The sequence below is a fragment of the Agrobacterium sp. GD03872 genome (assembly GCF_029840625.1).
In the GTDB taxonomy this organism is placed as follows: Bacteria; Pseudomonadota; Alphaproteobacteria; order Rhizobiales; family Rhizobiaceae; genus Agrobacterium; species Agrobacterium fabrum_A.
Window position 1 is genome coordinate 111,018 of record NZ_JAOCCY010000011.1, and the last position, 13,634, is coordinate 124,651.

Annotated in this window: 16 protein-coding genes; 7 read left to right on the top strand and 9 right to left on the bottom strand. The window is 60.1% G+C overall.

All coding sequences use genetic code 11. The features are described from left to right. Positions 1 to 94 precede the first annotated feature (94 nt). From N5D22_RS20325 to N5D22_RS20340, 4 genes are read right to left on the bottom strand one after another with little or no spacing between them, the layout of a single operon-like run. Positions 95 to 823: an ABC transporter ATP-binding protein gene (locus N5D22_RS20325; protein ID WP_279657448.1), complete on the bottom strand. Its 729-nt coding sequence runs from the start codon at positions 821 to 823 to the stop codon at positions 95 to 97. Further along, positions 823 to 1,689 (bottom strand): ABC transporter ATP-binding protein, encoded by an 867-nt coding sequence (locus N5D22_RS20330; RefSeq protein ID WP_279657447.1) that lies wholly within the window; start codon positions 1,687 to 1,689, stop codon positions 823 to 825. Before N5D22_RS20330 ends, N5D22_RS20325 begins: the two co-directional genes overlap by 1 nt. Next, positions 1,689 to 3,086: a high-affinity branched-chain amino acid ABC transporter permease LivM gene (livM, locus tag N5D22_RS20335; RefSeq protein ID WP_279657446.1), complete on the bottom strand. Its 1,398-nt coding sequence runs from the start codon at positions 3,084 to 3,086 to the stop codon at positions 1,689 to 1,691. The genes N5D22_RS20330 and livM overlap by 1 nt, the downstream gene beginning before the upstream one ends. Positions 3,087 to 3,090: 4 nt before the next feature. Continuing rightward, complete coding sequence (locus N5D22_RS20340; protein ID WP_059754529.1) at positions 3,091 to 3,993, bottom strand: branched-chain amino acid ABC transporter permease; 903 nt, start codon at positions 3,991 to 3,993, stop codon at positions 3,091 to 3,093. Between the two features lie 334 nt (positions 3,994 to 4,327). Here N5D22_RS20340 and cysQ point away from each other — a divergent pair, with 334 nt between their 5' ends. The 4 genes from cysQ (at position 4,328) to N5D22_RS20360 (ending at position 7,443) form a co-directional block, all read left to right on the top strand. Continuing rightward, complete coding sequence (gene cysQ / locus N5D22_RS20345; RefSeq protein WP_279657445.1) at positions 4,328 to 5,116, top strand: 3'(2'),5'-bisphosphate nucleotidase CysQ; 789 nt, start codon at positions 4,328 to 4,330, stop codon at positions 5,114 to 5,116. A gap of 317 nt (positions 5,117 to 5,433) precedes the next feature. Further along, a complete protein-coding gene (locus N5D22_RS20350) occupies positions 5,434 to 6,474 on the top strand; it encodes a DUF2793 domain-containing protein (RefSeq protein ID WP_279657444.1) in 1,041 nt (346 codons plus the stop codon). A gap of 192 nt (positions 6,475 to 6,666) precedes the next feature. Further along, positions 6,667 to 6,942 (top strand): DUF1153 domain-containing protein, encoded by a 276-nt coding sequence (locus tag N5D22_RS20355; RefSeq protein ID WP_003491799.1) that lies wholly within the window; start codon positions 6,667 to 6,669, stop codon positions 6,940 to 6,942. Between the two features lie 219 nt (positions 6,943 to 7,161). Beyond that, positions 7,162 to 7,443 carry a GNAT family N-acetyltransferase gene (locus N5D22_RS20360; protein ID WP_279657443.1) on the top strand — a complete coding sequence of 94 codons (282 nt, stop codon included), beginning with the start codon at positions 7,162 to 7,164 and terminating at the stop codon, positions 7,441 to 7,443. A gap of 156 nt (positions 7,444 to 7,599) precedes the next feature. Here N5D22_RS20360 and N5D22_RS20365 read toward each other — a convergent pair whose 3' ends face one another. Then, positions 7,600 to 7,803: a DUF1059 domain-containing protein gene (locus tag N5D22_RS20365; protein WP_003522925.1), complete on the bottom strand. Its 204-nt coding sequence runs from the start codon at positions 7,801 to 7,803 to the stop codon at positions 7,600 to 7,602. 263 nt (positions 7,804 to 8,066) lie between these two features. Beyond that, positions 8,067 to 8,417, bottom strand: a complete 351-nt coding sequence (locus N5D22_RS20370; protein WP_003491821.1) for a flagellar export protein FliJ — start codon at positions 8,415 to 8,417, stop codon at positions 8,067 to 8,069. Between the two features lie 480 nt (positions 8,418 to 8,897). On the opposite strand from N5D22_RS20370, the gene ctrA reads away from it, so the two are divergent. Beyond that, the gene (ctrA, locus tag N5D22_RS20375; protein ID WP_003522926.1) at positions 8,898 to 9,602 is read left to right on the top strand and encodes a cell cycle two-component system response regulator CtrA; all 705 of its coding nucleotides are present in this window, start codon (positions 8,898 to 8,900) and stop codon (positions 9,600 to 9,602) included. 144 nt (positions 9,603 to 9,746) lie between these two features. Further along, the gene (locus N5D22_RS20380; protein ID WP_279657439.1) at positions 9,747 to 10,262 is read left to right on the top strand and encodes a GNAT family N-acetyltransferase; all 516 of its coding nucleotides are present in this window, start codon (positions 9,747 to 9,749) and stop codon (positions 10,260 to 10,262) included. 55 nt (positions 10,263 to 10,317) lie between these two features. Here the strand turns inward: N5D22_RS20380 and N5D22_RS20385 are convergent, their stop codons facing one another. The 3 genes from N5D22_RS20385 to N5D22_RS20395 form a co-directional block, all read right to left on the bottom strand. Continuing rightward, on the bottom strand, positions 10,318 to 11,364 hold the full coding sequence (locus N5D22_RS20385) for an alpha/beta fold hydrolase (protein ID WP_279657438.1): 1,047 nt from the start codon (positions 11,362 to 11,364) through the stop codon (positions 10,318 to 10,320). 136 nt (positions 11,365 to 11,500) lie between these two features. Further along, a complete protein-coding gene (locus N5D22_RS20390) occupies positions 11,501 to 12,028 on the bottom strand; it encodes a GNAT family protein (protein ID WP_279657437.1) in 528 nt (175 codons plus the stop codon). Between the two features lie 88 nt (positions 12,029 to 12,116). Then, positions 12,117 to 12,764 (bottom strand): histidine phosphotransferase family protein, encoded by a 648-nt coding sequence (locus N5D22_RS20395; protein WP_003522930.1) that lies wholly within the window; start codon positions 12,762 to 12,764, stop codon positions 12,117 to 12,119. Positions 12,765 to 13,015: 251 nt separating this feature from the next. On the opposite strand from N5D22_RS20395, the gene N5D22_RS20400 reads away from it, so the two are divergent. Next, entirely contained in the window at positions 13,016 to 13,612 is a 597-nt protein-coding gene (locus N5D22_RS20400) for a DUF1134 domain-containing protein (RefSeq protein ID WP_003522931.1), read from the top strand. Positions 13,613 to 13,634: the final 22 nt, after the last annotated feature.

Here is a 13,634-nt window from a genome sequence, read left to right on the forward strand (position 1 = left end):
CGCCCCGCCATGGATCCTTAAGGTTTGGCCGAAAGGACGACAGGCCGCCGTTTGCAGTCTTGCGCCGCAAAATTTCCGGCGCAAGTAAAATCTTTCAGTGCCTTCCACCTTCCAGATAGGCGGCCCGCACCTGCGGATCGGCGAGCAGTTCCTTGCCCGAACCGCTCATCGTCACCTTGCCGTTGACCATCACATAGGCGCGGTCGGAAAGCTTGAGCGCGGCAAAGGCGTTCTGCTCCACGAGGAAGACGGTCAGCCCCTCTTCCTTGTTCAGCTTCTTGATCGCCTCGAAAATGCCCTTGACGATCAAGGGCGCGAGACCGAGCGACGGCTCGTCGAGCAATAGCAGCTTCGGACGCGCCATCAGCGCGCGGCCGATGGAGAGCATCTGCTGCTCGCCGCCGGAAAGCGTACCGCCGCGCTGGCTCTGGCGCTCCTTCAGGCGCGGGAACATCACGAAGATCTTCTCGACGTCTTCCTTGAAATATTTCAGGTTATCGAGATTGGCGCCCATCTGCAGGTTTTCCAGCACCGTCATGCGCGGGAAAATCCGGCGGCCTTCCGGCGACTGGGCGATGCGCTTGCGGGCGATCAGATGCGTCGGCAGATGGGTGATGTCCTCACCGTCGAAGATTACCTGGCCGGCGCGCGCCTGCGGGCTGCCGCAGATGGTCATCATCAGCGTCGACTTGCCGGCGCCGTTGGCGCCGATCAGGCTGACGATCTCACCCTTTTTCACCTCGACATCGACACCGGCCAGAGCCCGGATATTGCCATAATAGGTTTCGACACCCTGGACTTTCAGAAGCGGTTCACCGGACATCAGGCCGCTCCTCCGTCGAGTTCTTCCGCAATCACGTCTTCCACTTCATCATCCTCGACACCCAGATAGGCGGCGATGACCTTCGGGTCGTTCTTCACATGGTCCGGCGTGCCGTCGGAAATCTTCTGGCCATATTCCAGAACCACCACATGGTCGGAAATCTGCATCACCACCGACATGTCGTGCTCGATGAGAAGCAGCGACGTGCCCTCGTCGCGGATGCCGCGCAGGAGCGTGTTGAGCGCCAGCGATTCCTTCGGGTTGAGACCGGCGGCCGGCTCATCGAGGCACAGAAGCTCCGGCCCCGTGCACATGGCGCGGGCGATTTCCAGACGGCGCTGCGCGCCATAGGGCAGATCGCCGGCCGGATCGTCGGCGCGGTCGATCAGATCGGCCTTTTCCAGCCAGTATTTGGCCTTTTCGATCGAGGCATCCACCGCCCGCCGGTAAGCGGGCAGGCCGAGAAGACCGAGGATCGTGTAACCCGAGGCCTTCATCAGCGCATTGTGCTGCGCCACCAGCAGGTTTTCCAGAACCGTGAGACCCGAAAACAGGCGAATGTTCTGGAAGGTGCGCGCCACCTTGGCCTTCTTGGTGATTTCGAAATCCGGCAGGCGCTCGAGAAGATGCGCCTCGCCATTCTGCTGGCGCATGGTGATCATGCCCATGGTCGGCTTGTAGAAGCCGGTGATGCAGTTGAAGACCGTGGTCTTGCCCGCACCATTGGGGCCGATCAATGCGGTGATCTCGCCGCGCTTCGCCTCAAAGGAGAAGTCGTTGATGGCCATCAGGCCGCCGAAGCGCATCGAGAGATGTTCGACCTTGAGGATCGTATCATTTGCCATTGTCGTCGTTCCGGAAGCCATCAACCGTGACCTTCCTTGGTAAAGCTGCCGGAGACGGCCTTGCGTTCCTTAAGGAAGGCCGTGGGTTCACGCGAGCCGACGAAACCGCGCGGCTTGAACAGCATGACGATGACCATGGCAAGCCCGAAGAGCAGCATACGGTAGAGTTCCGGCGTGAAATCGGCCCCGAAGACATGCTTCAGGAACTCCATTTCACGCAGCGCCTCGGTGCCGCCGACCATGACCAGCGCCGCAATGGCGATACCGGTCAGCGAACCCATGCCGCCGAGAACGACGATGGCGAGGATGACGGCGGATTCGAGGAACACGAAGCTTTCCGGCGAAACGAAGCCCTGACGGGCAGCGAAGAAGGAACCGGCGAAACCGCCGAACATCGCACCCGTCGCAAAGGCGGTGAGCTTGGTGATGACGGTATCGATGCCGAGCGACCGGCAGGCGATCTCGTCCTCGCGCAGCGCTTCCCAGGCGCGGCCGATCGGCATGCGGCGCAGGCGAATGGTGACATAGGCCGTCAGCATGCACAGCAGCAGGATCACGTAGAACAGGAAGATCTTGTAATAGGCCGAGGACATGGAAAGTCCGAAAACCTTGGCGAAGTTGTTCGGCGCACCGACATCGAAGGACCAGATGCCGAAGACCGAGGCCTTGGCAATGCCGGAAATACCGAAGGTGCCCTTGGTCACATCCGTCCAGTTCAAAAGCACGAGACGGATGATTTCACCGAAGGCGAGCGTCACGATCGCCAGATAGTCGCCGCGCAGACGCAGCACCGGGAAACCGAGGATGATGCCCCAGAAACCGGCGAGAATGCCCGCGACCGGCAGGAGCACCCAGAAGGACAGGCCGAACTGGCTGGAGAGCAGCGCATAGGAATAGGCGCCCACCGCATAAAAGGCGACGTAACCGAGATCGAGCAGGCCGGCGAGACCGACAACGATGTTGAGGCCCCAGGCCAGCATCACATAGATCAGGATCTGGATGCCGAAATTGTCGACGAATTTCAGCGAGCCCTGGAAACCGAAAAGCTGCACGGCGATGACCGGGTAGAGAAGCAGCAGAACCAGCGCCAGCTTCAGGAAGTGCTTGTGGAAAAAGCCCTTCTCTTCGGAAATCTCCAGCACGCCGCTCTTGGCCTTGGCCAGCTTGCGACGATCCAGCGACGGCTTGATGAAGCCGACGACGAGGAAACGGCCGACAGCGGCAATGCCGACGAAGACCGCCAGAAGCCCCCAGCGGGTGCCCCAGATCAGCTGGTTGTTGATATCCTGATAGGTGACGATGCCGACATAAAGAATGAACATGCCGAACGAGATGAGGCCCGCAATCAGGCCTTCCTTCACGGCCGTCGCCATCAGGCTCGGGCCGGAAGTGGTGTTTTCGGAAGCGATATTGGCCATGGGATCACACCTTCTCGACTTCCGGACGACCGAGAATGCCGGTCGGCTTGAAGATCAGCACGAAAGCCAGGATGCCGAATGCGGCGACATCCTTGTAGGCGATGGAGAAATAGGCCGACCACAGCGATTCGATGAGGCCGATCAGGAGACCGCCGAGAACCGCGCCCGGAAGCGAGCCTATGCCGCCGAGAACGGCCGCCGTAAACGCCTTGACGCCGGGGACGAAACCATCGCTGAACGAGGCCACGCCATAATACATCAGATACATCGTACCGGCGACGGCGGCCAGTGCCGCACCCATGATGAAGGTGATGGAGATCGTCTTGTCGACATCGACGCCCAGCAGCGCGGCCATCTTGCGATCCTGCTCCGTGGCGCGCTGCGCCCGGCCGAGCGGGGTCTTGTTGACGATGTACCAGAACGCGAAGAGCAGCACCGAGGTGACGACCATGATGATCAGCTGTTTCAGCGACACGGTGACGGCGCCGAAATGATAGCTTTCCGTCACCATCGACGGGATCGGCTTGTTGCGCGGACCCTGCGTCACCTGGATGAAGTTGGACAGCGCGATCGACATGCCGATGGCAGTGATCAGCGGCGCGAGACGGAAGGAGCCCCTGAGCGGCCGGTAGGCGACGCGTTCGATCACCCAGTTCCACAGGCCGGTCATCAGCATGGCGACAACCATCATCAGAAGCAGAAGAAGCGCCACCGGAATGCCGGCGACAAAGGATGTCACGATCAGGAAAACGATCAGCGCGGCGAAGCCGCCAAGCATGAAAATATCGCCATGGGCGAAGTTGATCATGCCGATGATGCCGTAAACCATCGTATAGCCGATAGCGATGAGGCCGTAGATCGATCCAAGAGTCAGCCCGTTAATGAGCTGCTGGATAAAATACTCCATGTCTTTCCCCCGGGCACAACCTCAAATGGGTCACGCCTCGTTATGTTAATTATAGGGGCGCCCTTGCAGGCAGACCCCCACCCTCAAAATGCATATCGTGTTCGTTAAAAATGTGAAGTCAAAAACGGGCGATCCTGCACAAAATTTGGAATTTCCACATGGACTGCCGCTTTCCCGGTCAAAAGAGCCATGATTTTGGCAGGAAGTGCTGAAAAAATGACGGTTGAATGCTTATTTTAGTCTTGTCCCGCGCCATTATTTGACGGGCGGCGGGCAAAGGAGTAGCGACATTGAGGATCGGAATATCCCTGCAGGGGATGGCAACGGCAAAGAGATGATCGACATATTGACGAAAGCGGCGCTGGACGCCGGGCAGGCCATCATGGCGGTCCACCGCGCCGGCCCGCATGTGTCCTACAAGGATGACTGCTCGCCGGTGACCGAAGCCGATCAGCGGGCCGAGGCGATCATTCTCGCGGCGCTGGCCGTTCATTTCCCTGATATCCCCGTGGTGGCCGAAGAGGCCGTCGCAAGCGGAATCCTGCCGGAAACCGGCGCGGAATTCTTTCTGGTCGACCCGCTGGATGGCACCAAGGAATTCATTTCCGGCAAGGACGATTTCACCGTCAATATCGCGCTCATCCGCAACGGCGCCCCGGTTGCCGGTGTGGTTTACGCCCCCTGCCGCGGACAGGCCTGGACGGGTGAGAAAAATGCGGCCGAAAAGCTCGCCATATCAGGCGAAGGCGCGATCCTTTCCCGCCATCCCATCCGGGCGCGCCAGCGTGGTGCATCGCCCGTGGCGCTGATCAGCCGCTCGCATTGCACGGCGAAGACGGAGGCCTTCGTGGCCGAGCACGGGCTGAAGGACTGCATTTCCGTCGGCTCCTCGCTGAAATTCTGCATGCTGGCGGAGGGTGCCGCCGATATCTACCCCCGCTTCAGCCGCACCATGATGTGGGACACGGCCGCCGGCGACGCCGTGCTGCGCGCCGCGGGCGGCAGGACGCTCGATTGCGAGGGCAGGCCGCTGGCCTATGAGGTGAGGGGCGATGGCGAGGATGCGCTGGCCAATCCGGATTTCATTGCCGAGGGGGCGATGGCGGTGGAGCGCGTGGGGTAACAGGCGCTTGGCGTTTGCTGCGGCCATTGGTAAGCTTCCGTGTGTGCGGTTTACCCCCTCTGCCCTGCCGGGCATCTCCCCCTCAAGGGGGGAGATCGACTTGTGGATAGGTCTCGCCTATCACGACGTTTGCAAATGAAGCGGTAGTAGCGCCTCCTGCCGATCTCCCCCCTTGAGGGGGAGATGCCCGGCAGGGCAGAGGGGGTAAACCGCACACACCAAGGCCCCAAAAAATAATCCCATCCCCGCTCATCCCCACCCCACGTCGCCGCCTCACAATGCCCCGCAACGAAACACCACGGCGCGGAAGGCACATCATGACGGAACAGACGGCGAGACTTCGGCTTCCCTATATCCTCCCTTCGCAGGCACAGAAACACGTCACCCATAACGAAGCCCTGCAAAGGCTGGATGCGATCGTGCAACTGGTCATCAAGGCCATCATCACCACACCGCCCGATAACGCGGCGGAAGGGGATTGTTTCCTCCTCTCCGCAGAGGCCGCCGGCGACTGGGCCGGCAAGGGCGGCAGGCTTGCATTCCGGCAGGATGGCGCGTGGCTCTCGATCGCGCCGCAGCCCGGCTGGACGGCATGGTTTGCGGCCGAGGGCAAATATCGCGTCCTGCGCGACGGCAACTGGCGCGACATGCCGCTGCCGGCCGCCGGGCGGCTGGAAAGGCTGGGCATCGGCGCCGAGGCCGATACCACCAACCGGCTGGCGCTCGCCTCCCCCGCCAGCCTTTTCACCCATGCTCAAGAGGACGGCAGCCATCGCATCTCCATCAACAAGGCGGCAAAGGCCGATACCGCCTCGCTGCTGTTCCAGTCCGGCTGGAGCGGCCGGGCGGAAATGGGCCTTGCCGGCCATGACGGTTTTTCGATCAAGACCAGCACGGATGGCGCCTCCTGGCACACCGCACTTCTGTGCAGCGGCGATGGCCGGGTCTCGATGCCGAACCGCCCGCTCACCGTCGCCGGCCTGCCCACAGGCACAACAAAACCCGCCAATGGCTCGGCGGCCGGTTTTTCAGTGCTCTCCATCGCCGAGGGCGGCTTTGCGCTCGGCGATGGAGTGAGCGACGGCGGGCGTGAGCTCGTTGTTCCGGCAAAGGGCGTCTATCTGGCGGCATTGTCGCTTGCCGTCGCCTCCTCCTCCGGTCACCGGGTCACGCTGTTCGTCAATGGCGCGGCGGCCGCCTTCAGCATCGCCGGCAACGCATCGACATCAGGCACATCGCAGTCGGCAACCTCCCTCCTCCGCCTCGATGCCGGCGACCGCCTGCGGCTCCAACATGAGGGGACTGCGGAATTTACCCAGGGTAGCGGGAAAACCTGCCTGTCGCTTGCAGCGCTCTGATGAAAACAACCGATGGGAGAGAAAAATTTGCGATTTTTGCAAAAATTTTTTCCCGGCAAAATAAGGCGACTCGAACAAATCAGGCGAAACCGTTCAAATTCTTAATAAATTGTCACGAGCTGCTTAGGCAATTTTTAAAGGTACCGGGCTAGAGTTCCCGTCATATGGTCTTGAGTTTGTATAGAGTGTCCAATGACCGAAATGATACGCCCACGAGTTAAATATGTCATCGGCCCCGATGGCAGCCCTCTGACGATTGCGGATCTTCCGCCTGCCAATACCCGTCGCTGGGTCATTCGCAGAAAGGCAGAGGTTGTTGCCGCCGTGCGCGGAGGACTGTTGAGCCTCGAGGAAGCCTGCGAGCGTTATACGCTTACCGTTGAAGAATTCCTGTCCTGGCAGTCCTCGATTGCCGATCATGGCCTTGCCGGCCTGCGCACCACGCGCATCCAGCAATATCGCCACTGATATTGCACCCGCGCGGAAACGCGCCCGGACCGAATATCCAAAAAGCCCCGCCGGCTTTTCGACGGGGCTTTCGGTTTGATTGCAGATTTCCCGAGAAATGCCCGATACGGCCGCTGATTGTCGCCGGTTTGTGTCCGCTGCGTTCGCTATCCCGCTGTTTCAATTCAGGCTGAAGCCGTTACAGTGACGAAAACGAACGGCAATGCGGAGGCAGAGACCATGGACATCAAGACAAGCGAAACCGGATCGCGCGGCGAATATTCGGCAACCGTCGACGGCCATAAGGCGGAGATGACCTATTCGCGCACCTCCCCTACCCTCATCATCATCGACCATACCGGCGTGCCCGATGCGCTGCGCGGCAAGGGTGTGGGCCAGGCGCTCGCCGCCCATGCCATCGATGAAGCCCGCAAGGGCGGCTGGAAGATCATTCCGCTCTGCCCGTTCTTCAAGGCCCAGACGTTGCGCCATGCCGAGTGGGCGGATGTTATTCAGGGGTAAGGGCGCTTTATCTTCTGTCTGAGGGCAGAATAATCGCAAGCGTCGCGGCATATTTCTTCTCCCCGCCGGGGAGAAGAAACAAGCGGTTTACGCTTAACCCCTCACAACCGTTCCAAATATCGCGGTATTCATACAAAAGGGCGTCGATCCGTCCCGTCACGCCACCTTCAGCGGCGGCGTCCCGGCATGCATGCTCCGGCGAACTTCTTCACGGAATTCAAGCGTATCCTTTGCGCCATGCACGGCCACGGCGTGTTGCACGGCCGCTTCCATAAGCTCCTCCGGAGAATCGGCGGAGATGGCGACGGTGCATCTGCTGTCACTGGGGAATTCGCGGCAATCGATATATTGGCGGGCCATTTTTTCCTCCCTGAAATAGCCGCCCGCGCCCGCTTGAGGCGCGCGCGCAAAACCTCCGGCTCACGGTCGGAACCCCTGTAAAATACGCCTTTCCCCACCCCCGGACAATCGGAATCGGAAACGCCGGCGATGCGGCAAAACAAAAGGCCGCCCTTAAGGAGCGGCCTTTTAAAAAATGCATGGCGTCCCGTCATTGAAAGCCGCCTCCTGATCCACCGGCAGCCGTCAATGAGGACGATATCAGTAAGTCCTGCGCCTATGGGTCAGGCGCGGGCGCGGATGGCTCCGTCGCGGTTTTCCAGTGCGGCGGCCTTTTCATATTCGGCCTGCACCTCTTCCAGCGAAGCTTCGGCGGCTTCCTGCTGGGCCTTCAGCTCCCGGATCGAGACCTGAAGATTATCCGCCCGCTGGCGCGCGGCCTTGGCGAAGGTCGGATAGGCGAAATGCGTCGGATCGGTAATGCCCGACTTGCTTTCTTCCAGAGATATCTGATGCACCAGTTCCTTTGCCATCCGCTCGAACTCGGACATCATCTGCTGCAGCTGGTTAAGCTGCCGGCGTTTTTCATTGACCTGAAATTCCTTCAGGCGAACCAGGCTGTCACGCGACTTCATACGCAATACTCCATGGATAGCGAGACCCGGATCAAAAAGGCACTATGCCCCCCTGATCGGCCCGTTTAACCCGCCCGTTTTTCCGCAAGGGTTGACCCCTGTCCCGGAATGATTCCCAAAAGTTACCCGACGTTAATAAAAAACCGCCGTCGTTAACCTTTCGTTTACGGGCATCGTTAATGATAACGACGATCATTTAAGGGTCGGTAAATGCCAGGTCCAAAAAAATGGACCCGACGATGTAAGAGTCGATTGAATCACTTAACGGGATTTCCTCACGTTGAGCTTCAATTTTGGCGATGGTGGATTCACGTGCAAAAACAGCGAAATGCCTACTTTGCTTAATAAATTCGATACACCTTGCCAAAGGCAATTAGAATTTGTTAACCATTTGGTGGCAGCCTGCAAATCAGGCAACGTCTGGATCCGCATCGCGCGAGGCAATGTTTTACCGGTTCGCGGGCGGCAAAGGGGATAATTATGCGGGTTCTACTTATTGAAGACGACAGCGCGACAGCGCAGAGCATTGAACTGATGCTCAAGTCGGAGAGCTTTAACGTCTATACGACCGACCTCGGTGAGGAAGGCGTGGACCTCGGCAAGCTCTATGATTACGACATTATTCTTCTCGATCTCAACCTGCCCGACATGTCGGGTTACGAGGTCCTGAGAACCTTGCGCCTTTCCAAGGTCAAGACGCCGATCCTCATCCTCTCCGGCATGGCCGGCATCGAGGACAAGGTTCGCGGCCTCGGCTTCGGCGCAGACGATTACATGACGAAGCCGTTCCACAAGGACGAGCTTGTTGCCCGCATTCACGCAATCGTCCGCCGTTCCAAGGGCCACGCGCAATCGGTCATCGCCACCGGCGAGCTGATCGTCAATCTCGATGCCAAGACGGTTGAAGTGGGCGGCCAGCGCGTTCACCTGACCGGCAAGGAATATCAGATGCTCGAGCTGCTTTCGCTGCGCAAGGGCACGACGCTGACCAAGGAAATGTTCCTGAACCACCTCTATGGCGGCATGGACGAACCGGAACTGAAGATCATCGACGTCTTCATCTGCAAGCTGCGCAAGAAGCTGGCAAACGCCGCCGGCGGCGCAAACTACATCGAAACCGTCTGGGGCCGCGGCTATGTTCTGCGCGAGCCTGACGGCGCGACGGAATTCCTCGAAACCGCCTGATCCATTCCGGAACAGGACAGTTTTTAAAAGACCCGCTGGAAACGGCGGGTTTTTTGTTGCGATTTTCTCTCCCTCATTCCTGTGCTTGTCACAGGAATGAGGGAGAGAAAGACCTAGCCACACATCGCAAAAGGACAACGGCACATGGACCACCCCATCCCCACTCTCAGGACCGAACGCCTGACGCTGCGCCCGCTGACCATGGCGGACTTTCCCGCCTATCGGGACTTCATGGCGTCGCCACGCTCCATCGGCGTCGGCGGACCCTACGATCTGTGGAAAACATGGGGCGTGTTCTGCCACGATCTGGCCAACTGGCACTTCTTCGGCCATGGCGCGCTGATGATCGACCTCGGTGAAACGGGTGAGTGCATTGGCCAGGTCGGCATCAATCACGGCCCGCTGTTTCCGGAAAAGGAACTGGGCTGGCTGCTCTACGACGGCCATGAAGGGCGCGGTTATGCAGCGGAAGCCGCCTCGGCGCTGCGCGACTGGGCCTTCGAGACCCTGAACCTGCCGACACTCGTCAGTTATGTTTCGCCGCAAAACCGCAAATCCGCCGCCGTCGCCGAACGAATCGGCGGCAGGCTCGATGGATCGGCGCCACGCTCCGACCCCGAAGACCTCGTTTATCGCCATCACCCGGTCAAGGCAGCCTGAAAAGTCGGGACGCGTCGGGACCGCTACGGTCCGCGAAGCGCCCGATCTCTTCATCCTAGCGCATTTCCACTTTCAGGAAGCCGAGGATAATCTCGGCGATCTGCGCATGGATGGCCGCGCGGTCCCTGCCGCCGCCATCCCGGCAGACGAAACCTTCGCCCGGCGAAAGCTCCTCGACGATCTTTTCGCCGTTCGGCCTGCAAGACTGCATGAAGCTGAAATGGCTGGCATCCGGTATGTCGCGATAAACAGTCGTCGCCTTTGGCAGATGCCGGGCGATATACTCGGAATCGGCCTTGATGGCGGCGATCTCCGGTGTTTCCACACCCGCAGCCAGAACCAGAACCGGCACGCCGACGGCTCGCAGCGTCTCCGGCAGGAAACCGGCGGCCGGCCCGAGATCGAGTGCGATGGCGGCGCGGATGCGGACATCCTTCAAATCCATCGAAAGACGCGGATCGGCCCTGCCGTCACCGACAATCCCGACTTTTTCCAGCAGCCGTGGAGCCTTGCATTGCGGCGGACGTTTTTCTCCCCTGCAATCCTTCAGGGCGAGCTCGGCGCTGTATCGCGCGCCAGCCAGTTCCATCGCCGTCCAGCCGCCGAGCGAATGGCCGATCACGGCGATGCGCGTCCGGTCGATCCCGCCGGCGAATCGGTCATCGCTAAGCAATGCCGTCAGCGTTCTGCTGATGTCGCGTGGCCGTTCCCACAATGGAACGATCTCGGCGGCATTCTCCTCCGTAAATGATTCGCCGCCGTGATCGGGCCCGGCCACGACATAACCTTCCTGAACAAGCACGCCGGCAATCCAGTTCAGATTTCGCCAGCTGCCGCCAAAGCCGTGCGATAACAACACAAGGGGACGGGAACCGGCGAGGAAGGCGGCGTCCGGCTGCACTTCAAGGCCGTAAATGGCCGCATTTTCACCCACCATCTCGCTTTTTTCCGATGGCGCGGCCGGATACCAGAGGGATACGTTCAGCGCCCGTGCGCCGGCGTCCGCCGGCAATTCGATCTGTCGGAAACCGATGGCGCTGTCGGCCAGCGCGGCCCGAAGGGTGGAAAGGAGGATGATTGCCGCCAGAAGACAATAACGCATGGGATGCTCCAGGAGTTGATATGGACCAATCCCTGGCTCGAAAAGCCGCCTGCCGAGACCTCAAACAGGTTTCTGGACGTGCTGAAACACGATCAAGGCCGCAGCCTGCTGCATCCGCCGCAAGCAATGCACAACACTAGATATCCGCGATCCGCTCGAAAAGCCGGACGGGGCTGTCGCGGAACGTCGTATCGCGAAATGGCCGGAAGCCGAATCGGGCGGCTATGGCCAGCGACGGGCTGTTCAGCGGATTGATCATGCAGACGGTTCGCTGCGAAATGCCGCTATCGTCGAACCATCGAATGGCCGCCTCCACCGCCTCGGTGGCGATGCCCTTGCCCGCCAGCGCACCGTCGATTTTCCACATCGCCTCGGGCGCCCCGTCAAAATCGGCTCCGTTGCCGCGGCGCATATGGGCAAAGCCCACCTCGCCGACAATGCGCCCCGTGGCGCGCTCTTCCACCGCGAAGGGGCCGAAGCCGAAAACAGTCCAATGGCCGAGAAACCGTAAAAGCCGGGCGAAGGCGAATTCCGGATCCAGCGGGGCAAGCGATGTGACCCCTTCGATCGGCGGAACATCCGCGCCCCAGAACCTGCGATAAGACGCCTCATCCGCGATGGCATGCGGCCGCAGGACAAGGCGAGCGGTTGTCAGACGTGTCATGAACATGCTCCCCAAAACGAAAAAAAGGCCGGCGCGTCGACAGACGCGGTCCCGGCCCTTTCACAAATTCAGATCGGCGATTGAGCGGTCACTCGGCAACCGTCTTGGCGGTAAAGACGATGCGGTCGTCATGCACCTTATATTCCACCGCCATATTGGCCTCCTCGGCCAGAAGCAGCGTGTAATAGGGCTGAACGGAATGGGCGTCGACCGCCTCTTCCAGCCTGCCCTCGTAAATTTCCACGAATTTGGCCGGCACCCGCATCATCCGACCCTTGACGGTGATTTCGAACCTGGCGTCGCCATCGGGGCTTTCCAGCAGCACATCCACATTGCCGCCACGCGGAATGGCGCCATAAGCCACGAGGAAGAGGTTGAGCAGAAGTTTGACACGATTCTTCGCAACGATGGCGCGCGGGCCGTTCCAGCTCACCTCCGCCTTCTTTTCGGCGGCGGCGAAATCCTGGGCGGCCTTTTCGGCCTCGCCGGTGTCGATGGACGCGCCGGCGGAACCGGAAGCGCCGAAAGCAAGGCGGGCGAACTTCAGCCGCACGGATGCGTTAAGGGCTGACGTGCGGATGAGATCGAGCGCATCGTCATCCGTGCCGCCCTCGTCCAGAAGTTCGAGGCCGTTATTGATGGCGCCGACAGGAGAAATCACATCATGGCACACACGGCTGCACAGAAGAGCCGCCAGATCGGGACCGGACAGCGTGATATTGAGTTTGCTGGTCATAAAATTCTCTCCTGCGCAAGGGAGGCGCGGACGGTGTGGAAATTGTTAAGCCATAATGACACCATATTTGGTAAACCGATTGTTAATAGGATGGTTTCAAAATGCCAAATGCCTTAACAGGCCACACTGGAGCCCCGTGTATCCGCCAGGATGCGCGAAACATGCTGTAGAACTTTGACTCTGCGCACCGGCCCTTTCGAAAACCGATTCGGATTTTCGAACCGATGCGCTAACGAAACAGACGGACGGACATGACGATGCGCCTTACGAAAACCCGCACCATTGCACGCCTCGGACTGGGAAAGATTGTCGCGCTCCTTGCGAGCCTCCTGATATGGGTCGCACCGGCCGCGGCCCAGAACAGCGATCAATATTCTTTCCAGGAAGTCGTGGATGCAGGCCACGGATTCTTCGGTGAAACCACCGGCGGCCTTGCCAAGGTGGTGGAGCGCGCCTTCCAGCAATACGGTCTTCCGAACGGTTACATTCTGGGCCAGGAAGGCTCCGGCGCCTTCGTCGCGGGCCTCACCTATGGCGAAGGCACGCTTTACACCAAGAATGCCGGCCAGCACCCCGTCTTCTGGCAGGGTCCCTCCCTCGGCCTCGATTATGGCGGCCAGGGCACCCGCGCCATGATGCTGGTCTACAACCTGCCCTCCGTCGATGCGCTTTACCGCCGTTACGGTGGTGTGAGCGGCTCCGCCTTCATCGTCGCCGGCGTCGGCATGACCTATCTGAAGAGCAGCGACGTGACGCTCGCCCCCATCCGCACCGGCATCGGCGCGCGCCTCGGCATCAATGTCGGTTACCTGAAGCTCACCCAGCAGCCGACCTGGAACCCCTTCTGACAAGACGGGACGGTGCGGCATC